Genomic DNA, 23,490 nt, shown 5'->3' on the forward strand with positions numbered 1-23,490 from the left:
AAAGAATCCCGAACTCTATAAAGTTCGGGGATTAGTTGAATTTTACTTTTCAATTAAATTAAATACCAATTCAGAATCAATCATCCTATCGAATCTCCTCATTCTAAATCCAATTCATAAATCGGCTTTTGGAAATTTTACCAGATGTGAAAGCACTAGGTATCCATCCTACGAAAGACCTAGAAAGCTACGGGAACAATTGGAACCTGATAAAAAAAGACTGCTATTGGGTTTTAATTTGCACTAAAGATTTTGACTTATAAAACAAAAACCTAATCAAGCAAAAGAATGCTGATTAGGCTCTGTTCTTAGTTTTACTTTTTATACTCTGTGGATTTGTCTTCTATTTCCTTATAAAAACGGATAGATTGCGTCTGCGTAAGCAATTGCTCCTTTTTTGTTAGGATGACCCATTGAAGCTCGTTTGCAAATCTCAAAGTCTATTCCCTTACAGCCAGCTTTTGTGCATGAAATCAGGCGCTCGGCTGCGATAAAATCTTGTGGTGACATATCCAAATTAATCCCGAATAAATAAGGATCTTTTGTAAGTGCTGAGTGTTCTACACCGATATTTGGATCAGCAAAGAAAAACCTGTTTCCGCCGGTCAGAGTAGCATTGGTTTCATCTACAGCCTGTTGGAGAAACAATTTTGACTCGGTTGCAAGCTTCAGGCTTCTTTCATGGATGATCTTCAGGTGATGTTCGGTCAAAAATCCAGCAGTAACACCACCAGGTACTCCCTGTGTCACAATTCCTAAAGCGACAAGTAAAACCTCTACAGCGCTTAAATCACTCTGTTCGGAAACAGGGGGATAGTATCCCGTTACAATGACTTTGGCATTTGGAAAGGTAGTGGCTACTTTAGAAAATAAAATTTTACTATTATCAAGGAATTGTGTCTTATTAAGCTTACTCAAATCATCTTGATTAAAAGGATTCAAGACGACTCGAAGATTCACATCATTGATTCCGCCATCCAAAATGATCAGATCTACCTGAGTTGGATCCCCGACAAATAGGTCACACTGTTGGAGAATGGTCGGATAAGATACCGGCACCTCTCCATCTACTGCAGGAGTATTTGTATAATCATCTACTCCAATGGTTGCCCCTGAATGCGCAAGTACTTGGTTATAGAATCCGATATTACCATTCCGGGCTTTAACAGAATTGCCGACAAGTGAATAGTGCTTCTCATGTTCGAATAACCCTTGACCCCAAGAAACAGAGTCACCAAGGACGACCATAGAAAAGGTATCCAACACTATATTGAGGGTGTTAGATGGAGTTCCGTCTGATAGAATCACGCGTGCTGTCGCATGCTCACCTGATGGATTTTGTTCAACTGTGGAAGGTCTGATTAAAGTGAACTCAAGCTGGGTTGGGCTTAATAAGGTTACATCAGGCATATCCTGATCATTAATCCGAACAATCGCATTTTCGGAAAATCCACTGCCGATTAACGTTACTTTTCGCCCTGGGACGACACGCATATGTTCATTTTCTTTGTTATCCTGCTTGGCAGAATCGACCTTGGGCTTAATATACAAAGAAGCTTTGTTAGATAACGTTCCATCCGACTGTTTTACCTGAATGGTGTGCTGCCCTCCCCTAATAAAAGGAGCGAAAAATTGCATGGAAGTATCACTGTAAACATTTGTTGGCACAGGAGAACCGTCGATGAGCACAACATCGGTTTTCGTATAACGCTTGCCTTTTAATGTGATCGTTTCCCCTGCAAAGGCATAGACAGGAGTTGCTTCAAAAATAACCGGTTCAAGCAGTATTCTTCGAAAATCATCTGGATCGATTGAACGCATACTGATGGGATCTGGTAGTTTCCCTCCCTCGTAGCCTGAAGAACCTTGGGCAGAAGACGCACCGTCAGGCCCTCTGGATCCGGCCGTTCTGGATCCAGGCCCGCAAACGGCACCAAAGTTTGCTTTAAGAGAATCTCCAACTGGTCCTCCAGCTCCACCAGAACCCCTTTCACCAGGCAGACCTCCTGCTCCTCCACGTCCACCATCTACGGTTATGTAAAAACCTTGAAGGTATTGATTGATCACATTCTGTGGAGCATATAGGGAAAGCTTTCCTCCAGTTCCTCCATTGCCTCCATCTCCGCCTAAACCTGCATTTCCTCCGGCTCCTCCGTTGCCCCCTGCGCCGGCCCCGGCCTTGCAGAATCCTGCCCAGTCTAATTCCGCAGGTTTTCCTTTTCCTCCTTGGCCGCCATTCCCGCCATCCTGCCCAGCGCCACCGGTCGTCCCATCCTGACCCCTTAAATCAAAAGCAGGACGCCCAGTCATATCAAGAACCCATACTTCTAATTCAGGCGCACTTGTTCCATCTGGGGCCCTTCCGCCTTTGACACCATGTATTCCATTGGTCCCTGTAATGCCCACAAGAGAAGTGGAAGTAGGCGCTTGGGAAGGCGTAGGTGGTTTCGTCTGTTTAGCGGGACTAAATTTACTTGGCCTTTCCCATGTAAACGTAACATTTTGACCAACGGTTATTTTTTCAGCAATTAAAATGAGGTAGTGCTGAGGTTGTTTTAGGACGATCGTCGTATTATCCTGTAAATTGATTTCTGTTGCGACCCAATAAGCGGTATCTACATTAATCTGTGTCGCAAGACTCGATACAGAAGCAGCAGTTATTGTTTTAGAGGGTATCGGAATAGCTTTCAAAATCGTGGCCTGGCCCCCAGCAGGTTGGAGTACAGGTGCGGTTGCAGTGTTCGTTAATTTATACGCTGACTGGAAGAATACCTGACTGGCCGCCAAATTAGGATCTGGCCGTGTAAGTCCTGCTTGTGGTATTAGATTTCCTGATAAATTAAGGATTCCAAGGGATGAAAGGGAAGTGATTCCCACCGATTCTAGAACGGCTTTGTGATACTGTAATCGGTCCTGGCTTGAACTTGTGAGTGAAGTGATCGTGTTAGAGCTAATTGAAATGGATTGTTTTGCAATTGGGATAAATTGTGTTCCTAGAGTTGAAGTCATCTGATTCCTCCTGAGAATAACATTGTTTAGGCCCTTCCTCATACAACAAAACCATAAATTTCCGGAAAACGTTAGAAGTATGTAGGACTTGAAAACCCGATTAAAAATATATTTCAGTAGCTATCACAATAGACCTAGTTTTTTGTAAATATGTCATATTTAGTCTTTTTAACGCTCATTGATAGAAAAAAGTTCCCAGAAACTTAATGGTTCTAGGAACTTTTTGCCTTTCTCTCAAAGAATAACCCTTTTTAAATGAAAGAATCCCGAACTCTATAAAGTTCGGGGATTAGTTGAATTTTACTTTTCAATTAAATTAAATACCAATTTTCCAGTTTGTTCATAATATTTCTTTACTAATTTTGAGACCTCCGCCCATACACTTGTACTTATATAAAATTCTCCACATTCAAAAGCAGGGACATATATTCTTTTATTAGTTCATTATTCCATTACTTTTCAGATGATTTTCTACGTGAAGTACATTACCTTATTGAATATTCGCACCCTTCGTATGTCTTAACTGCTCCAATACACTTGGATCCTTAATTTTCTTATCCTCCGCAAGCATCATGACCTTTGATAGGACCTCCGCTGTTTTTGGATCTTCATCTAGGAATGGCAGGAAGAGCTTTCCTCTATGCTGCGAGTGAACGGGTAGGATTTTCAGGTTTCCACTTGCTTGCTTGTAGGCCATGGCACTTCCTAAGTGGACACCATATTCCCCGAGATTTCCTTTTATCAGTGCGAAGTTTCCTTCGATTCTTACATTGTTAATTTTCATCAGTCTTAGAGATTCCTGTAGGATGGCTGCTCTCATTTCAATTGTTGTTAGGCTTGCTTCTGGGTCAACTCCTCCAACATGGGCGACACTTACGACTAGGTCCACATCTCTCATTGTTTCCGAAAAGATGATTTCTGGAATTTTGTTTAACCCGATGCTTTTATAGGTATTTCGGTCAAAGAATTCTACCGTTTCAAGGGTTGGGCTTTCGACGTCAGAAGGTGAGAACCAGTCTGCAATGGCATAGATTTTTGCAATGATGTTTTCCTTGTGATAGACCTTTTGCAGTCCCTCTTCATAGTTAACGGTCCACATGCGATTTTTTAACAGAGCAACAGCTTTCTTTGGCTGAATTTGATGACCTGCATAGCGTCTGGATTCTGTTCCTGCTGCTGCTTCGTCTGTATTTAGTCGGTATAACTCGCGAAATACCTGTTTGAATGGCTGCTTGATTTGCTGATCAAATAGATACCGCTGGTAGTCACTCCAGCTGCTGCTTTCATATAGGTGAACCGGGTGAGCAATTGTAACTTTATCGTCTGACTGAAGCTGATAGCTTTCCCCTGTTGGAGTTTGAAGCTCTTCATCAGTGAAGAAGCCTAATTTATTACCCGCCTTAAACACAAGCTTTTTCACAAGAGGAGCAACAACTGGATTTTTCATCATGTTGACTAGTTCCTGTAATGTAAATGGTGTTTCTAGCTCCATGGAGCGTTCAAGCTCTGCTTTTGCTCGGCTATATTGCTCCTTCAGCCCTACGTTTACTTCTTTTAGCTCTAAGATGTATTCATGCTTTTTGTATTTTGCTGGGACGGATTTCAGCTCTTTGTTGTTTTTGATGACCTTGATGTCACCCTTCCCATTTTCATCAATCACTAGCTGAACTGTCAAATCGTCAATCTCCACTGGCTCTAGGACGTGCATGACCTCTTCCATTTTCCGCGCTTCCATATCCCAGCGTAGTCTTGTTACATCCTTATACCCTGCATTTCGAGCGAGGTTATCTAGTGCAATCGCAACAATCTTTGCTTCACTTGCACGTCGCTGTGCTCCAAATTGCTTGCTTTCTTTTACAAACTTCTGTATGAACTCGTAGCGCTCTAGCACATCATTCGTGTTTGCTGATTCAATTGGGATCAAGCTATAGCACAGCAAGTGATCCTTGTTTCGCTTCTTTTCAATGGAAGTTTTCATATCCTCTAAGGTTAGCTTACCAAGTGTCGCATCAGCAAAAAGCTGGGCACGGCGATGATTGGCACCTGCGGAAATATATTTTGCACAATCATATAAAATCTTGAAGCGCTCCTCACCTAATTGCTCATAAGCCTCTTTGAACCAATTAATATCAAAGGCACCATCAAGGAATTCCTCTGGTGTGATCGGTGAATAGTGCGCAACGATCGTTTCTTTTTCAGCAGAGAAGGATTCGTTCGTATGCGCATGGAAATACCAGGCTGCACTCTTTAGACCATCCCATTTTAAATATGCTGCTACAATATCTAGCCATTGTGGTGCATACATCGCAGCCTCAAGTAAACGTTTGTCAGCGATCTTCTTTTCTTTTACAAGCTTTTCCAGTAGCTCCTCGTTCTCGCCCGCCTTCGGGTGGCAGACTTGTAGTAAGTGGCTCAACGCTTCCTTCTTTGTCACATTCATATTGCCATAGTAATAGAAATAGCCACGGACGAACGATTCCTTATCGAGTCCTGATAATAACGTGATCAAATACTCCATGCCCTCGTAATACATGATACCTGTTGCATGTGGTGTGACCTCTGTTTGGAGGTCACCACGCTTTAGTTCAATATCAAGGATACGAGCGATGACCTTTTCTTTTATCGGCTCAATTGAAGGGTGCAATTTCGTATAGCCCTTCTTCGCATTGGTTAGCTCTAAAATGTGATCTCTACTATTCTCTCTTCCTAAAAGCTCTTTTGTCAGTTCATTCTCGTCGATAAGCAGTAGATCATAGGCTCGGACTAGCTCTTCAAGTTCTGCACCAAAGGTTTTGAAGTTATTCAGAGTGTATAACTTATATAGTAGAAGGAAGTAGTTTTTGTTGGATGCATCATTATACACATTAGCCTTTGCCCAATCTAGCCACGGGAATGCAATCAACTGATACATCTGACGCTCTGATTTCCGCTTCTCCTCAGGGATAGCCTCTATCATCGTATGAAGCATCCCATTTGCTGTTTCGAAAATGTCTTCCTTGTTTAGGTCCTGGAAATAAGATGATACAATCTCGTTCATCTGCTTATAATAAAGAAGCTCAGGTGCAAAGGTATAGAAGGCCTTTACCTTCTCTAGCGGATAAACGTTATCGAGAAACTCCTTGCGCCAATCATTCGGCTTCTTAAAGTCATCCATTTCCCAGTTGTTAATCTTTTTATAGCGATAGCGATACACTAGATCTAAACTGAACATGACATTAAGCTCGATAAGCTCAGGTGTAGTAATTTTTGTTGTTTTAAAATAGTCCTTCCAAACCTCAGCTAGCGGCAGCTCATCGATTCCCTCCCGCTTGTCCTGCATGTCGACGTTTCTACCTCGTGTTAGAGTTGCACCCACTAAGTGCGTTTCCTTATAACCATACCAATCGACTTCATATTCGTGCTCACGATGCTCGTGAATTAACTCGGAAAGGCCAGTTAGGATCTCTTGGATTCTAGTAAAATCGGTCGAGAACACGTTACTGGTTTCGACTTTTGGGATATGGTCAGTTGGCAACTTGCATTGTTTTTCCGGGGCGTATAGACCGAAACCGTTCTTTAAGCTATATTCCTCTTTTGTTGAAAGCTTTTCGATTAATAGCTTTTCTTTTCCAGTCGGAGCCTTAATAACCTTCCATTTGTCTTTTACCTTTTTGAATTTTTCCGGTGATGCTTCTTTTAACTCTGATATCATTTCAAGTCCGCCAACCCGTTGCAGTTCACTTTTGCTTGTTAAAAGTTGGTTTAGTGATTCTTCTAGTTTTTCGTCTTCTAACTTTAGTAAAAGCTTGATAGCACTTTGACGGAGGTTCCCTGTTTTTAATTTTAGGATTGCTTCAACTTTGTCTATTTCGTCAGGTTCGAGCGTTAAATCTAGGATTCGTTTCATCGCTTTTTCACGATTGTTCATGCTTTTATCAGATAAACATGCAAAAATATATTCGCGTTGAGCAGGGTTGGATTGATCTGTTGTAAAGCAATCGAGTAAAAAGCCTCTCGTGTCTGAGTTGTACATATCTTTTTTCTCGATGATTTGCGTGATGAGTCCCTGGTCCATATCATAGGCAATCAGGTAAAGCATCTTTTTTACGATGGAGTCAGCAGAGTAAGCTACCTCTAAGCCACTGAAAACCCTGGATTTAATTGTTATTTCTTTTTTCGGAGCAGTGTCTAGCATTGCTTTTAAAAGAGTGAACTGGCGTAGACGCTCGGACCTTTCTTCAAGTGCCGGAATGCGTTCGAACTGGATTTTATGAATATACTGATTGGTCTTATGGTTCCAGTTCCACGAAAAATAGCACTCGTACGTATAGTTAATGAGCAGAAAGACTTGAAGCTCATGGTCGGTTTCGTCTAGATGCTTGGAGGCAATCGTGTACTTGAGCAGGTCGTTCTGACTCTGGGCAAGCATATATTGGGCGACTATCTTCTGATAGGTTTCGCCGTTATCCATAAGCGCGTTTACCTGGTGATTGAGGTCCTCCTCCTCGATAACTGCACTTGCCCATAAACTGGTGTACAGCTTGTTCATATCCTCACTCTGCAGCCACCGCTTGCGGAGGTCAATATTTGTTAGGCATTCATAGATGTATTGAATTATTTGCTTGGTGACGCGAGCTTGCTCTGCCTCAAGGGTTAATCCTGTCCAAACATCGATTGCTCTAACAACAGAACTGTATCGGATTAGGTTGTTTTCAAGGATAACGTTAAGCAGGTGTGTTGTTGCCGCTAATGTGCCTTCATCCATTGTTTCGACGATGCTTTGGCGGAGACCCTCTTGAAGTCTCGCTGCCACAAGGAGCTCGCCGATGATGGTATAAGCTTCCTCACGATGACTGAGCAGCATGCCCTTTATCATTTCTCTGGTAAGGAGGGCAGTATTGTTGTCACCATAGATGACTTCTTTAAGTGCGCTTAGCACGTCGTCGTTTTGCTGGTCTAGCTCGTAGGCGATAATGTCGCTGATCACCTGGTTGTTTAGGTCAAGGTGTCGGTTTGTAAGAATGTCCATGATGGTCACACAGTGCTTTGCTAGATCATGGAGTGAAGCGCACTTTTCGATGATTCTGTTTACATGGGCTGTTATGTTTTTGGTGCGAAATGGTCTCCGGTCATAGCCCGTTGAGTAGGAATACTCGGTTGCGTGATTGATAATGTATTGCATGACAGTGGCGTGGTATTCGCCGAGTAAATTCCGCGTTAAGTCCACTAGCCGGTTGAGCTTGTCTTGGTCAGTTTCTGCTTGCTCGTTGAGCGTCTTGGTAAAGCGACGAATATGTCGGTCCTGGTTATAGTAATCCGTTTGCATGAACTTTAGGATGTGTCTAGCTAGCTTTTGATCCTGTTCATCGAGTGTTGCAATCTTTGCTTCATAATCTATCAAATAATTTCCGCTTGATTCTATCATCATTTCGTATTCTCCTTTTGTGGATCTGGGGGAAGGTTCTCCTGGTTCATTTTAAGCCACAGGAACCGTCCATCTGGTTTGGTGCAGTCAGCCTACCACATCCGGCCCGTGAGCATTGTCAGGCGTATGAACACGACTTCAGCGTCCTCTGTTACTTCTAGTGGGGTATCTAGCTGCTCAGCTTCTTGGTCATTTAAGAACACTCGGTATAAGCCATCTTTAAAGGCTTGAATGGCGGTTTCGATTGCTCTCGGTAGATCTGCTTGCTTGTCATTATATAGTGTTTGGAAGCCTACTTTTCCGGCTTGGGTTTGCTGCTCAATGTCTAAGTTGGAAAGAAAGTTTATAAGTGGTGTTTCTGGATTGCTAGCTTTGTTGTTGAACTGTTCGACGTTTTGCGTTACGACTTGGGTAATGAGTTCACTTAGTGTGTTTGGTTTTTTTTGCAGCTCATATGGTTGTTTTGTGATGAAGTTTTTGCGTTTTGCTAGAGATTTCAGTGATATGTAAATGTTCATAAGCAATTACCTCATTATTTTTGATAATTTTTACATAGTATAATATGGTTTGGGTGTATTACGGTGGTTTTTTTTAAAAGCTCTTTTGTTAACCTTTGTTGCTTTACCTAAATAGAAAAAATCGACAGTAAGATTTTTCTGTGTAATGTCCAAATCTTGCGCCTTACCACTATAATTCATGTTTGATTAATAGGCAATCACCTAAATTGAATAAAGATAAGCTCTTTCCTAGATACAAACCATAACAAGAAATTGGTTAGTTAATTCCTTTTTTAAAAAAGCAGGTGACAACGTGAATCCAGCAATAAGAAATAATAATTATCATCATATCGGAACAAGATATATGCCCTATCCTTTTCTCGGAACCCCTATGGGATACGGATACCCAGTTTATGGAATGGAGTCCTATCCTTACTACTATCCTTACTACCATCCTTACTTTCATCAATTGGATCATTATATGATTCACCTCATGGATCATCAGTCGGTTCCTCACATAGGCGTTCCCTTGTTTGCCGAGCCGCTCGGCGGACCAATCCGCTAGTATGAATTGGTATAAGAAGATAAGTTCATAAATCTGTCACAACTCCCCTTTCCCCACCATGTCCTTTTCACCAGTTTTTCTTTATATAGACGGTGAAAGGGTGGTGCATTTATATGCAAATTAAATCAGGTAATATTGAAGGTTTCGAACAATATTCTCAATTCTCTTCACTTAAAGAATTTAATACCCATATGGAGATGTGGCTGTCTGTACATAAGAAGGATTTTTCAAAAGGTGGATTAGTTGGCCTAAAACGGCTGGTTCGTTTTTCTGCAAAGGTCCCTGGCGTTTCGAATGCCAAAATTGGGACCATCTTAAAAGCGATTCATGAAGAATATCACGATAATGGGATCTCCCGCTCAACCTTTAAACGAATGATCCAAAAAGCAATCAAAATAGGAATCATGACCGTCCATGAAACCGAAAGAAAAAACGGCTCACAATCGAGTAATCTTTATGTCTTTAATCGTTTTCCTCAAAGTGAACCACCAAAAGAGGAAGAAATGGACCACCCTAAAACTAGCAATCTTTCTAAAACAAATAAACAAGAAATAAATAAACGTAAAGAAGAACCGTCTGTTGAAATCGATCACACTTTTGTTAGTGATAGAGTACCAAAAGCTTTTGTGCAATTAGTAAAATACTTCTTTTCGGATGCCAAAACCATTGAAGAATATTGGCATATGGTAAATATTGCAGCTTATAGAGGTGACCGTGAAAAGGAAAAAGATCAAGTCTTAGCAACAGCAATTGAATCATTCAAACAATTAGTCCGAAAGTTAAAAACCAAAGCCATCGTGAAAAAACCGATCGCCTATTTCTATGGAATTCTCGAGAAAAAATTTGATGAGCTTTATTTTGAGGAATTGTGGGAGATGGGGGTTAGATTGAAGGGACAGGTTTAAACCTTAAACCACAAATTTTTCCATGAGTTAATGATGAATAGAGGCTGGAATCTCTTTTGATAATTTTCCTCATTTGAAACAAGACCGACCAAAACCATTTCATCCAGGTTTGATTTCCATTCCTCTATTGTCCCGCGTGGCAAAATTCCTTCCCGCTGAATTTCCTCTGGACTTTTATCAATTAGCCTTTCGACAAAACGTTCAACTAAGCTCGTGGCATTCGGTAAAAATGGGAGCCCGCCAATGTTGACTTTATCAATACTTTCATAAAAATGATGATCTTGGTAGCTCTGTTCATCAAACCACGGAAACAACACATAAGCACCAAAGGCAGTACGTTCATATGGACCGTTAACCACCGAAGCCACAATCGAATCTCGGTAACGATGCATGGTATTGATATCGTCCTCCATAGAGCCTGGTGTTTTGTAACGATTTTTTTAATAGCTGCCTTTTTGGGCATAATCGATTCGGTATTTGGCATCAAAAATATAATTAAAGGTATAGTCCTTCCCCTTCTTCTCGATGCTTAACATCGTATCAGGCTTTTGTGGAATCGTCGTCAATTTCCCTTCATATTTTTGATAGGTTAAGATAATCTCCTCATTCGTGACCTTGATTCATTATTATGAGGGTACATTCCCTATGATAAAGGAAGTAGAATTCTGTTCGACTTAATTGTGTCAACCAATTCGAGAAACTAAAATGATTATAGATTTTATGGGTAGTCTCTTTATATTGGCTAAGTTTTCACATGAAAAATATATACTTCCATTAAAAATGAGAACAGCGTGGCCTCTCAAAATACAACTCTTTTACGATTAACATCTTCCCCAAATCATGAGCTATCTCTTGTTCTTTTTAACTTCCAAATTGTGCCCCTTTTGCTTTTTGTAGGAGGATGATGCTAATTGGCTTGTGTTTCTTTTAGCTGGTCTTTTACATCTAATTGCTCATACTTAGTCTTGCAAAGCTTTGTATCAATCTCTTTCACCTGCAAAAAAAAATAGCGTCCCTAAAAACTAGACACGCATACTTTAAGATCTTATTCATTATACTTGAACTCATTTCCTGCTTGTTTCATGTTCTGCTGAATGGTCCACTTTAAATCGCCCTGCAACAAAAGCGGCAAGGAGCGCACCCACGACCATCGCAAAACCTAAAATATAAAAACCATTGATCGAATTCCCATCATTTTCCACCACGCCGACAACGATAGGACTCATAATTCCCCCGAAATTCCCGCACAGATTGATGAGGCCATTGGCCGTCCCCGCTTGTTCACGCGGTTCAAATGACATGGCCCATGCCCACCATGGCCCCATGGCGGCGTAAATGCCGATACCTGCTACGCACAACACAATGAGGGTGGCAACAAGACTTAACCCAATAAAATGTTGAATAATGAGATCAAGTCCTCCGATCAGTAAAGGAATGGCTACAAATAAGCTCCGGTTCCCGCCGCGGCGATCAGACCAACTCGCATTGATATACATCGCGATGGACGCAAGGATAAATGGAATCGCGGAAAGAAAGCCAATGGTCTGAATTCCCATACTGCTTAACTGTTTCATCAGACTCGGCATCCCCAGACCGAAACTATACAGTCCCGTGATCCAAAGGAAGTAAATAATCGAAAACACCCATATTTTTGGATTCGTAAGAACCTCTAAAAGAGAACCTTTCTCTCTCACTACAATTGACTTATTCTGCATCAGAATAATCTCGCTCTATCATTTTTATTCATAGTACTATTATAAAGTTTCTTCATCAAAGCAAATCCCTCTTTTTAAATTGCTTTTTATTCATTGGTTTTTACTAATTATTATAATTCTATATTTCTTACCTAAATGTTAGGTTGTTCCCTCTCTTCCCTTCTCACCCCTCCCTCTTAAAATACCCCGCAATAGCTGGAAAACTATTAATATCCTTCTTCATGTCCCGAAACGAAATCACCGCTTTGCCTCTCACAAGCTGGAAATCTAGTGAATATTCGTAGCAATTCAATGGAGTTTGATGCAAGGTTTTAGTATAGAAATCGATTGCTTCTTGTCCGCTTCTAGCAAAGATAAAGACAAAACCCTTCTGGCTCATCTTTAATGAGTAAACGCACATCTTATGAATCCCTAAGAAATTATTTTGAATCAATTCCGCCACTTTCTGCTGATCTACTTGATTGAGGTGTATATTTGAAATGTCATCCTTTAATGAAATTTTCCCCTCCCCTAATAAATGGTAGATGCAATGGGCCAAAGAGGATTCATTAAAACGGAAACAATCCTGGTACAATTCTTCCACAATCATCTGTTAACACCTCGATATAAGATTTTATTGTCCTGGTCTTCGTGGTCTAATTGGATTCCTTTTGCTCCTCAATCTTTCCTGTATGCTCGTTGTAATTCACTGGAATGGTTCCAACTGGACCATTTCGATTTTTAGAGACAATGATTTCAAGGGAATGATCCTTAGATTCCTTGTCATAATAGGCTTCGCGATACAAGAACAGAATCACATCGGCATCCTGTTCCACACTGCCTGATTCTCGAATATCTGACATCATCGGCCTTTTATTGGCTCTTGATTCCACCGATCGATTTAACTGCGCCAAACAAATGACGGGGCAATTAAAATCTTTCGCCATCGTTTTAAGAGATTTGGATATTTCCGTCACTTGTAAGTGGGAATTCCCGCCGTAAAATTGACCAGAATGGATTAATGTTAAGTAATCGATAAAAAGAATCGGTTTCTTGTATGGAAATTGATGCAGCATTTTTCGCGTTTTCGCTCTCATTTGGGAAATAGTTTGTCCAGCCCCATCAAAAATTTGGATATGGGTTTCAGCGAGATCCCCAATGACATCCGACCATCTATTCTTTTGACTTTGATTGAGCATTCTTTTCGGATCTCGCATTTTTGCACGGTTAAAGCCTCCGGTTGAAGCCATTAATCGGGAGGTGATCAGCCTTTCGGGCATTTCTAAGGAAAATACGAGGGGTAAATATCCAGCCCATCCCGACGTTTTTGCAAAGTGAAGCATCACATCGGTTTTTCCCATCGATGGTCTGGCCGCTAGAATTGTCACTTCCCCGTCCTGAAAGCCTCCCGTCACTTCGTCCAGTTTTTTGATACCCGTTGTGGCTGTTTTCAACGTTGATTGATCTTCCCAGGGTGCCTCATAAATGATTGACATCGCTTGTTGTAAGGACGTATGGTCGTCCATTTTCATTTGGTTAATCTTATCCAATTCGGCGATTACTTTCGCAATTTCCCAATCGTTCATGGCTGCAACCGTTAAGATGTTCCGCTTCTCCCGTTCCTTCCACTGATCAAGAATGAGCTTCTCCGTACGGTCAAATTTCTCTATATCCGCATACGATAACAGTTCCGAAAGGTAAGACATTCCACCTACAGAATCGAGGTCAGGTAAGGTGGTCAAGGAAATTAAATCAATATTTTTGCCAGCACGGTTAAACTCTACCATCCTTCGCATTAATTCTTTATGCCGTATACTTTCTAGCTGCTCAGGCTGAATCACCGTATCCTTGAGTAAGTATTCCGCCTTCATCAAACTTCCGAGAAACGCCTTCTCTGCCATACTCATCACTCTTCACCTGCCGTAAGGTCGAGTTCAAATCCTCTTGGAATATCTCTTCCGGCAGGAAACGATTCAGTTGATTTCCTATGCTTTGGTGCAGGCTTTTGCTTCTCCTGATCCGTTTCAACTTCTTCTAAGGTCAGTAAAGATTCATTTTCCCAGTTCTTCAGAATCCCCACAATATAGTTCAACTTCCGCTTGTTATTCGCACACGCAATATTCATTGCTTTTAAAATCATCTCTTTTGGCTGTAAAAAGCTAGAATCATCTAACCACGACAACAACTGCTCTTTTGCATTCACGTTTGTAAATCCAAATCCATTCGCATCCCAAAATTCAATAATTTCTTTTACATCTTCTGTTTTTTGATTACTCAATAAGGGATTTTGTATGTCTGGATTATTTTCTATATTGTGTTCGAAAGCTTTTTGTTTTTCTTTTTGCCCATGTATCGAATGACGATGCAGCAACGTTTCGTCCATTTTTTTATATTCAGTTGTGTATGGATCATTTTCATCTAAATCCCTATCTAAAATATCTTCTTTATACAGGTTATCTTTAACAGCAGGCTCGATTATCTCCGAAGCTGGGGAATCCATTTCCGGTTCGACGTGTTTCCTTTCATTGCGCTCTTCCTTCTTTTGCAAATTTGGCTCTATTTCCAGTTCTTCTAACCGTTCATAATCAATGGTGTACCACTTGGTTTTATCCATTTTGCTTTTATTCCAGTTCCCTGAAAGCAAGAATCCTTGATCCTCTAGCGAGCGAAATACCCGTTTGATCGTACTGAGTGACCAAAATGAAAACTGTTCCTGCCAATCGTTATAGGTATTGTAAATCCATTTACGCCCCTCAATGATATGGGTACTTTTATTAACCCAGTAATGTAATTGCTGCAGAACGATTGCTTCATTTAAACCAATCATGTTGGCTAATGATGGGCTCACGATCATCGGATTTTCGAACACTAATAAATTACTCATCTCTTTTTTCCTCCCTTTTCGAATGGCCGAACGATAAAACTATTTGCTTCCGTTTCTTGTTTCATCGATTGGTTCAGTCATCGTTCACTAGCTATATAAAGAAAAATGACAGTAAGGGACAGGGTAAAATAAAAATGTTTTTATAAATATGGCAATTAGGTGAACGAATGAATGAGGAAGGATTTTAGTCTTTAAGGGGGATTTTAAAAATTTTTTTGATGGGGAAAACAACTGGTACTATCTTTGTTGTTGTCTTTGGAATATCTCTGTAGTAATCTCTGGTATTGCTTGGTTCAGACTTGTTCCCTCCATCGTTTCAATCTGAAATATGATATGGGTTCAGGTTGACCTTTGATTTGGTTCAATCTGAAATACTCTTTGATTCATTTTGAGTAGTAGAATATTCCATTTTAATTTCTTTTTTCTGTTTTAAAAAATTAGCTGCCAAATATGACAACTAATTTTTAACGTTTTTTGTATTGTATTTTATAGACTGGATATTTCAAACAAAAAAGGCAACAAGTTTGTTAAAGTGTTTTACTTCATAAATGATTAAATAATATTTAATTCTAAAAATTTATCAGTTTCCCTATAACAAACTTCTTATACTCTGTTCTCCCCATTTTTGAAGCCCCAAGCATAGCTTTGTAATACCTAAAATCTTAACTTCGAAAATATTAAATAGGCCTTTGTCTTTTGTCAGGATGGTCTTGAAGTCAATGTCTTATACACGGTTGATGACCCAAAGAAGCGAGCTGTTGGTTTTAAGCTTTCTGAGGGTATGGAGTACCTAAGGAGCTCGATGGGAAATTTAAGTTTGCTAGGCAGAAGTCTAAATTGGCTGGAACCATTCGAAGCTCGTTTTTTGTCATTAAAGGAGAATCTTAAACATTGCAGCACCCCTTCATCATATGAGAGGGTGCTTTTACTTTCTTCGCAAAAACCTCATTAACTTATGATACGGTTCACCGCACCCTTTTAACCAGCAGTTTGTACAAAATTTGAATCATCATGATTTTATTTGGAATTTTTTATATTAGTAGGAATATATATAATGTTTCAGGTCTTTTAATCTATCAGGGAATGGTAAGAGGGGGAAAGAGATGTTCTATACAGAAGAGCTTTTGGAGAAGTTACGGATGGAAGGCGATCCCGTACCAGACCGAATTATTGAAGAACTGTTCAAGAACGGTCAGGTTGGCTCCGTAAACGGTTTGTTGAAGCAATTAATGTACAATGACCAAGTGTATCCGAAAGAACTGCCTGACCCTATAGAATTTTGGCTTAAGGATACTGCTTCTTGCCCAGAAAATGTGGACTTGGCAAGAATAAGAAATGCAACTGATTTATTTCAGGAACACGGCATTGCCATCACCTTCTTATTATCAACATCCTCACTTGTGAATTGTTACGCAGCACGTAAAGGTGTGAAGGTCCTTACATTCAGTTACCGATTAGGTCAAAATGCATACCGCAGGATAGCAGAAACGGGGCAATTTGTTCTTCATGTCATGGCGCCAGGCGGACTTGAACCTGGAGGACAAGGAATCAAAGCCATTCAAAAAGTCCGTTTAATGCATTCAGCCATTCGGCATTTGGTTCAAAAGACCGGCAGGTGGGATGAAAAAGAAAATGGCATCCCCATCTGTCAGGAAGATCTGCTTGGTACCCTATTAACCTTTTCGATTGTCATCATAGCTGGGCTTCGTCATTTAGGTATGAAAATAACAGAAAAACAGGCTGAAGATTATCTGTACTTTTGGAAAACCATCGGAATCATGCTGGGGGTTCGGAAGGATATTATCCCAGAAACTTTGGAAGAAGCAATTCAGTTGGAGAAAATAATTAAAAAACGACATCATGGACCGTCCCCTGAAGGGGTTCAGATGACCCGTGCTCTACTTGAGTTTCACGCAGGCCTCATTCCCGGTCAGGTGTTTGACAACATCATCCCTGCCCTAATTCGAGAAACCGTAGGGGACGAAATAGCAGACTGGATGGATGTTCCGCACTCCAATTGGCAAAACCTTATGAAACACAAAGAGCTAATGGGTTTTTTTCTTGATTCAGACTATACGGGCTTTTTTGGAAGTATGGTGAATCGGCTTGGGTTAGCCTTAATTAAGCGCCAGTCCCTTGCCATGACCGATTATGAATATACCCCCTTTCTCATACCAACCGAACTGCGGAAGGTTTGGGGAATTGAGGAAAAAATAGTTTAATAATAAAACATAACGGGATTATATGATTACATAATCCCCTATTTCCCCGATTGGAGTTGGTTGCTTGAGCAATTTTAATCCGGAAAAACTATTTGTGGCGTACAGCAGTGGTGTTACAGCTACGGAACCTGTTATACCAAGATGTTACACACTCACTCACTCCGATATTACTGGGGATCTATTTTTAACAATTGGAAGTCGTTATGCCTGGGAAAATATCAATCCTAATAGAGATGAAGTATTAGGAGTATGGCATCAAAATGGAAGTTCCTTGCACTTTTATGTTTATTTATATATAGACCAAGGGGAATATAACATAAATGTATCTGCAAAACGTAATGAAATATTTAGACGTGAATTACTGCTTGCCTTAACAGCTATTCGATACGGCGACAGATTTTTTTTCAACGCATACCCTAATCTAGATCAAGCGACAATAATCATTAACTTTATGTCCGCCTATCCACAGTTTTCTAGACAAGAAAACTGGGGAACTTTCCACCATTTTTCATAAAGATAATGATCTAAGATTGTATGCCACAACTAACATAGCCTCCACCAACGTACATTCTTCTTATCGTTTACTTGAAAACAAAAAAACTTATTTGGGTTTATAATAATAAGAAGGCACTAGATTAGCGCCTTCTTATTATAAACTGCCTTTATTTATGGTACGGTTCACCATGTTTTATCTAAATGAGGTTTAGATAATAATTTTTTGTATTATTGCTAATTAAAAAGCTCATCTCGCCGAAATATATGCCTTGCTATGCTATCCTAATATCCGAAAATAGCTACATACTGATTTTGCAATACAAACCTATTATCTAACCATCCTAAGGTGTTCAAGACATATCCTAAAGAATCTGCATTGTATCTTCCAGCAATTTTTTGATACGCCAATAGCTCATACACTTTATTTGAATCAAAATCTACAGGATATAAGCCGCTTAGAGGATTTACAAAACCGGAAATTGGACTTTTTAGTTTGCCTTTTCCATCATATATCTCATTTAAATACTCAGCACCTTTTGTTGAAAGGTCTATCAAATACTTTTTATTATTGGTCTTGCTGACAACTTCCACTTTGTAATTATCTTGATAAGTAACCTCATATTGATATTGCTCATTATATATATTGATATCAAACAGTAATTGTTCTATATTTTCCACAAAGGAATAAATAGTATGGTACATGATTCCGCCACTGCCGCCTGTAGCAATACTTATTAAAATATCATCCACTCTATTCCCAGTAAAATCCCCCAAGAATATAGTAGGATTGTAGCCTGCACTTTCACGAAGGGGAACACTTTTTGCCTTTCCAGTTCTGCCATCTTGAACATGCAGGGTAATATTTTGAATAAATGGGCTAGCTGGAGTCTTTATTCCGGTTAAATAGACATTATCATGGACTCGATCTCCGGTTACATCACCACGTGCAAACGAAACAATACTTGGCTGATTCATAGTTGTCCTAGAATAATAGTTATACATACCCTACTCCTTTTCATGGTGATCACCATTATGATTTTCTGACGGTCTATAAGAATTATTGCTCTTTATCTATAAGTAATATCCAATCACCAGCATCATAAAATTTATAAGGCCAGCTGAATTTTCATGAAAACATTGCATAGCACCTGCTCTGAGGTTTTTGGAGGGTCGTTTATTATTCATCATAAAGGAGAGGAAAAGGTGAAAAAGTTCAGTTCTTTCGCTGGTACAGTTACCATGATACAAGATTATTTAGTAAATTCAGATGAGGAATTAAAAGGGTGCTTTAAGTTAATGTCCTTATTAAGAGTAGATGGTTCAATAGTAAATTTCGTTATTAGTCCAACAACCTATTTTTTGGACCGTGTTATGGTTTCAGTTGGAGATCATGTAACTGGTTTTTATGATGTCAATCTACCCGTCCCTCTAATTTATCCACCACAATATCAGGCTCTCCTTATCGTAAAAGATAACCCTTATCAAAATGTAAAGGTTGACTATTTTGACAGTCAGCTGGTAAGTAGTGATGCCCAGTTACAATTGAATATTTCTAGTTATACGCCGATATTATTACAAAACGATCAACTCTTCACATTGAGTCCTGCAAACCGAAATCTACTCGTTGTATATGGTCCCACCACACTAAGCATTCCTGCCCAAACTACTCCCTTTAAAATCATTGTTTTGTGCTAGTCATTTTTAGAGGATATAAGGGTGTAATGGCCACTTTGTTATTTACCGACTTTTCTCTCCTCGTAGAAAATAATCATTCCAATTGTTTAATTATCCCTACAGACTATGACCAGTTTACACCTAAAGAGTCTGTACAATTTTTTAGCATATTAGAATTCCTAAAGAAAAGCCGATTCGAGAACAGAGTTCGAATCGGTTTATTTATCTTTACAAAAACATCATTTACTTATAGTACGGTTCACTTTGATTAATATTAGAGACGAAAACTCTCTAAAGAACATAGTTGATTTTGGCCATCAGGTTTATATATCCATATGACAACCTATACCACTTCAAAGTATTGTTGGAGTGGTCTTTTACGTTCCATATATATATAAATTGACTAAAACAATAATGTCTGGGAACAATTTAAACAGCTAAATCAAGCAACAAATTTCCAACTATGTCAAATCCATAAATCGGTATTTTATTTAAACTAACCCCTAGATTTTAAGATAAACTGATACTTTTAAATATACCAATTATTTGCTACTATTACTCCATAAAATACACTAATTTAAAAAGGAACGATTGATATGAGATTTAAACCAAACTATGCACCAGGACCAACGGATGTACGTGAGAATGTACGCTTGGCGTTAGCTAAAAAAACAAATAACCCTGATTTTGATAAAGAATTCATCCACTATTACCATGAGGTATGCCAAAAGATGGGCCAGGTCATGGGTACTACAAATGAAGTATTGCTGCTTGCCGGAGAAGGGATTCTAGCTTTGGAAGCTGCCTGTGCGAGCTTAACTGAACCTGGTGACCGTGTCCTTGTATTCGATAACGGTCTATATGGTGAAGGTTTTCAATATTTTGTCAAAATGTATGGAGGAGAACCTGTTGTCTTAAGTTTTGACTATCATAAAGACATACCCGTTGAAGAAGTACGCAACTATTTAGAAAAAGATCATGACTTCAAATATGCAACATTGGTTCATTGTGATACACCAACGTCCATGTTAAATAATGTTAGTCAACTTTCTCTCCTACTAAAAGAATATGGCATTCTAACAGTGGTTGATTCAGTAGCTGGTATGGTTGGTGAACCAATCGATGTCGACCAAAATCAAATTGATATTTGCTGCGGAGGTACTCAAAAGGCTATCTCAGCACCTGTTGGCTTAGCGGTCGTTTCCATTAGTGAGGACGCTAAAAAAGCGATGAATAACCGTATAACACCAATTGCTTCATATTATGCAAACCTACAAATTTTCGAGGGATATATTGAAAAAGGAACCTTACCTTATACGATGCCTGCTGGAAATATTGAAGCTTTAGATGTTGCCTTGGACAATATTTTAAAAGAAGGACAATTGGCGGTTTATGAGCGACATACAAAAATTGCGAACGCAGTAAGGAAATCTATTCAAGAATATGGACTAACATTATTCTTAGAATCAGGATGTTCCAATACGGTAACTGCCCTCATCATTCCAGCAGAAATAGGCGCATTACGATTACAACAACACATCCAAGAAACATACAATCTATTCATCGCTACTTCTTTGGCGCAATATGAAGATGTCATCTTGCGTATTGGTCATATGGGTGAAAATGCCTTCGTTGAAAAAGTTCTATCTGTATTAACAGTGATCGATAATGGCCTACGTGATTTAGGTTTCAAAGGAAAGGGTAATCTTGGACAACTATTCCTAGATGCCTATAGAGCAGAAAATTAAGGAATAGTTTTTGGTGTGACCGCTAAAGAACCCACTCTTTTTTAAGGAGTGGGTTTAGTTAATAATTAGGGGTTTTAAAAATTCTTGCAATTAGTACTTCTATTTTTTTAACCAATTAGTACGATTGTTTGCTTAAAAATAACGAACCCCATTTACTTATGATAAGGTTCTCCGTAGTGCATCTAAATGAGGTTTTCGTTTTTATTTTCTAAAAGCTATTTTCCCATAAAATCAATAATTAAACTGGATTCTAGTATTTCACTAAAGTTAATTTATTGGACAAACTTCGTAACAAACATACATTCCGCCTTAAGGTTACACTTGAATAAAACTAATCATATCTCCCCTTATACCCAACAAATAAAGAATAATACATTAGAAATTTAATTCCTAAATCAAGCTTGGGAAATTATGTTATAATGAGATTTGGGCTAAGCCCTTATAACTTCTTAAAAGGGAGTGCTAATCATGATTATTAAGTTCATTCGTTTGCGTTAATTTAAGGTACATTTCATTAATGCTCATTCATTTTTTAATAAAATGGGTACGTTTAATTGGGTGTGCCTTATTTAAATTTACCAAATTCGAATGAAATGAGGAGCTAATCATGAGTGAAAAGATATTAAAAATTAACGGAATTGATATATGTACAGAGAGTTTTGGGAATCCAGCCAATCCGGCAGTCTTACTGATTATGGGTGCCATGTGTTCAATGGTTTATTGGGATGATGAATTTTGTCAGAAATTGGCCAATACAGGTCGTTTTGTCATTCGATATGATAATCGGGATGTCGGGCGTTCTACAGCCTATAAACCAGGGACTTCCAATTATACTGTAGTTGATATGACAGATGATGCTGTTGGAATCCTAGATGAATATCAAATTAAACAAGCTCACTTGGTGGGAATGTCCCTAGGTGGTATGATTGCTCAAGTTGCTGCCGTAAAGTATCCAGAGCGAATTCTATCAATAACGTTACTGTCATCAAGTTTGTTTGGGTCGGATAATAACAACAGAAATTTACCGCCCATGGATGAGAAAGTCCTCTCTTACCATGCAAATGCGGCGAAACTGGATTGGTCCGATAAAAAGGCAGTCGCCAATTACCTAGTTGCTGGTTCAAAGATTCTTTGTGGCTCAAACCATATATTTGATGAGAAGAGAGCGTTTCAGCAGGTTACAAAAGAAATTAGCCGTGCTAACAATTTACTAAGTATGTTTAATCATGCCCTTCTTAAAGGGGATGACTTCTATGAAGACAAGATGAAGGAAATCGATGTCCCAACCTTGGTGATTCACGGGACAGAAGACACCATCCTGCCATTTGAACATGCGCTGGCTCTAGTGAATGAAATTCCTGGCAGTTCTTTGGTCACCCTCAAAGGAACAGGTCATGAAATTCACGCTGACGATTGGGATACGATCATTAAAGCGATTTCGAACCATACATCAATAAATTAAGAACTAGCTTAATATTTATAAATTCAAGAAGGGTTACAAATTCGGTTTTCCGATTGTAATCCTTCTTCCTTTATTTCAACTTTTTCTAATATTTTATTACGATAAAGATGGAGTTTTCTTATATTAAAAAACCTCATTTACTTATGATACGGTTCTCCATAGCATATCTAAATGAGATTTCTCAAAAAAGCGGGGACTAGCAAATACTTTTGAAATGAAAGGGGCTCCCCTATGAAGGGATCCTCATACATCGTGTTTATTTATTTTTGATTGTCTACATATGCGTTAACAGGCGATCCTTTTGGTCAAGGAAATATGCCATCAGTTTCTTACATTGAGGAATAGAAAATCCTAAAATTGGACCCAAACCAAACGCAATAAACACAGTTCCAATTCCAACAGGCCCCCCTAACATCCAACCAAGAAGAAAAACGAGTACTTCAATTCCATTTCTGACCAACGGGATACTCCAACCCGTTCTTTCAACAATTAATAACATAAAGCTGTCTCTAGGACCTGCTCCAAAATCAGCAGAAACATATAATCCAATACCGTACCCAATTAAAACAACACCTATGATAAAGGCAATTGTTGCTCCTGCTAAACTATCGATGCTAGGTAACATCCAATTAAAAAGATCAATAAATAATCCTAGAAACAACATATTCAGAAAGGACCCTATTTTGGGCCATGCCTTATTGAAAATTGAACTAATCAACAAAAGTAAAAATCCACTTATTATGGACCACGTTCCAATAGTAAAGCCAAATTTAGTAAATAGACCATAATGAAAAACATCCCATGGTCCAATCCCTAAATGTTTTCCTTCAATTGTTAAAGATATGCCAAATGCTAACACTATTAATCCAAAAATAAAAAAAGACCAGCGTAAAATCCCTTCCCTTTTCATAACTGCTCCTCTATCTTATAT

Annotated in this window: 16 protein-coding genes and 2 pseudogenes; 8 read left to right on the forward strand and 10 right to left on the reverse strand. The window is 39.2% G+C overall.

Features of this window, described 5'->3' with window-relative positions; genetic code table 11:
* Window positions 1-351: 351 nt before the first annotated feature.
* The 3 genes from BIV60_RS29785 to BIV60_RS17180 all read right to left on the reverse strand — a co-directional run bounded on the left by BIV60_RS29785 (window position 352) and on the right by BIV60_RS17180 (window position 8,931).
* Entirely contained in the window at window positions 352-3,009 is a 2,658-nt protein-coding gene (locus BIV60_RS29785) for an SGNH/GDSL hydrolase family protein (RefSeq protein ID WP_071356928.1), read from the reverse strand.
* 490 nt (window positions 3,010-3,499) lie between these two features.
* Complete coding sequence (locus tag BIV60_RS17175; protein ID WP_071356929.1) at window positions 3,500-8,416, reverse strand: DUF4132 domain-containing protein; 4,917 nt, start codon at window positions 8,414-8,416, stop codon at window positions 3,500-3,502.
* 89 nt (window positions 8,417-8,505) lie between these two features.
* A complete protein-coding gene (locus BIV60_RS17180; protein ID WP_071356930.1) occupies window positions 8,506-8,931 on the reverse strand; it encodes a hypothetical protein in 426 nt (141 codons plus the stop codon).
* 292 nt (window positions 8,932-9,223) lie between these two features.
* Here BIV60_RS17180 and BIV60_RS17185 point away from each other — a divergent pair, with 292 nt between their 5' ends.
* Together BIV60_RS17185 and BIV60_RS17190 are read left to right on the forward strand one after the other, a co-directional pair.
* Complete coding sequence (locus tag BIV60_RS17185; RefSeq protein WP_071356931.1) at window positions 9,224-9,475, forward strand: hypothetical protein; 252 nt, start codon at window positions 9,224-9,226, stop codon at window positions 9,473-9,475.
* A gap of 113 nt (window positions 9,476-9,588) precedes the next feature.
* Complete coding sequence (locus BIV60_RS17190; RefSeq protein WP_071356932.1) at window positions 9,589-10,380, forward strand: hypothetical protein; 792 nt, start codon at window positions 9,589-9,591, stop codon at window positions 10,378-10,380.
* Between the two features lie 56 nt (window positions 10,381-10,436).
* Here BIV60_RS17190 and BIV60_RS28570 read toward each other — a convergent pair.
* From BIV60_RS28570 to BIV60_RS17215, 5 genes and pseudogenes are all read right to left on the reverse strand, one after another.
* A pseudogene (locus BIV60_RS28570) lies at window positions 10,437-10,991 on the reverse strand (nuclease domain-containing protein); the annotation flags it as partial.
* Between the two features lie 453 nt (window positions 10,992-11,444).
* Window positions 11,445-12,095 carry an MFS transporter gene (locus tag BIV60_RS17200; protein ID WP_083402302.1) on the reverse strand — a complete coding sequence of 217 codons (651 nt, stop codon included), beginning with the start codon at window positions 12,093-12,095 and terminating at the stop codon, window positions 11,445-11,447.
* Between the two features lie 163 nt (window positions 12,096-12,258).
* Window positions 12,259-12,684: a hypothetical protein gene (locus tag BIV60_RS17205; RefSeq protein WP_071356935.1), complete on the reverse strand. Its 426-nt coding sequence runs from the start codon at window positions 12,682-12,684 to the stop codon at window positions 12,259-12,261.
* 46 nt (window positions 12,685-12,730) lie between these two features.
* Entirely contained in the window at window positions 12,731-13,975 is a 1,245-nt protein-coding gene (locus tag BIV60_RS17210; protein WP_256218446.1) for a replicative DNA helicase, read from the reverse strand.
* 5 nt (window positions 13,976-13,980) lie between these two features.
* The gene (locus BIV60_RS17215; protein WP_071356937.1) at window positions 13,981-14,958 is read right to left on the reverse strand and encodes a DnaD domain protein; all 978 of its coding nucleotides are present in this window, start codon (window positions 14,956-14,958) and stop codon (window positions 13,981-13,983) included.
* Between the two features lie 685 nt (window positions 14,959-15,643).
* Between BIV60_RS17215 and BIV60_RS28575 the strand changes: the two are divergent.
* From BIV60_RS28575 to BIV60_RS17225, 3 genes and pseudogenes are all read left to right on the forward strand, one after another.
* Window positions 15,644-15,846, forward strand: a pseudogene (locus tag BIV60_RS28575) (phage tail protein); the annotation flags it as partial.
* A gap of 215 nt (window positions 15,847-16,061) precedes the next feature.
* Window positions 16,062-17,180: an oxygenase MpaB family protein gene (locus BIV60_RS17220; RefSeq protein WP_071356938.1), complete on the forward strand. Its 1,119-nt coding sequence runs from the start codon at window positions 16,062-16,064 to the stop codon at window positions 17,178-17,180.
* Between the two features lie 64 nt (window positions 17,181-17,244).
* A complete protein-coding gene (locus BIV60_RS17225; RefSeq protein WP_071356939.1) occupies window positions 17,245-17,694 on the forward strand; it encodes a staygreen family protein in 450 nt (149 codons plus the stop codon).
* A 263-nt stretch (window positions 17,695-17,957) separates the two neighbouring features.
* On the opposite strand, the gene BIV60_RS17230 is transcribed toward BIV60_RS17225, so the two are convergent.
* On the reverse strand, window positions 17,958-18,677 hold the full coding sequence (locus tag BIV60_RS17230) for a spore coat protein (RefSeq protein ID WP_071356940.1): 720 nt from the start codon (window positions 18,675-18,677) through the stop codon (window positions 17,958-17,960).
* Window positions 18,678-18,878: 201 nt separating this feature from the next.
* Between BIV60_RS17230 and BIV60_RS17235 the strand changes: the two genes are divergently transcribed.
* The 3 genes from BIV60_RS17235 (at window position 18,879) to mle (ending at window position 22,559) form a co-directional block, all read left to right on the forward strand.
* The gene (locus BIV60_RS17235; protein ID WP_141770483.1) at window positions 18,879-19,370 is read left to right on the forward strand and encodes a hypothetical protein; all 492 of its coding nucleotides are present in this window, start codon (window positions 18,879-18,881) and stop codon (window positions 19,368-19,370) included.
* 575 nt (window positions 19,371-19,945) lie between these two features.
* Window positions 19,946-21,097 (forward strand): pyridoxal-phosphate-dependent aminotransferase family protein, encoded by a 1,152-nt coding sequence (locus tag BIV60_RS17240; protein WP_071356941.1) that lies wholly within the window; start codon window positions 19,946-19,948, stop codon window positions 21,095-21,097.
* 607 nt (window positions 21,098-21,704) lie between these two features.
* Entirely contained in the window at window positions 21,705-22,559 is an 855-nt protein-coding gene (gene mle, locus BIV60_RS17245) for an alpha/beta fold macrolide esterase (RefSeq protein ID WP_071356942.1), read from the forward strand.
* A 274-nt stretch (window positions 22,560-22,833) separates the two neighbouring features.
* Here mle and BIV60_RS17250 read toward each other — a convergent pair whose 3' ends face one another.
* Window positions 22,834-23,469 (reverse strand): YczE/YyaS/YitT family protein, encoded by a 636-nt coding sequence (locus BIV60_RS17250; RefSeq protein ID WP_071356943.1) that lies wholly within the window; start codon window positions 23,467-23,469, stop codon window positions 22,834-22,836.
* Window positions 23,470-23,490 lie beyond the last annotated feature (21 nt).

It is taken from the genome of Bacillus sp. MUM 116 (genome assembly GCF_001866655.1).
Taxonomy (GTDB): domain Bacteria; phylum Bacillota; class Bacilli; order Bacillales; family Cytobacillaceae; genus Neobacillus.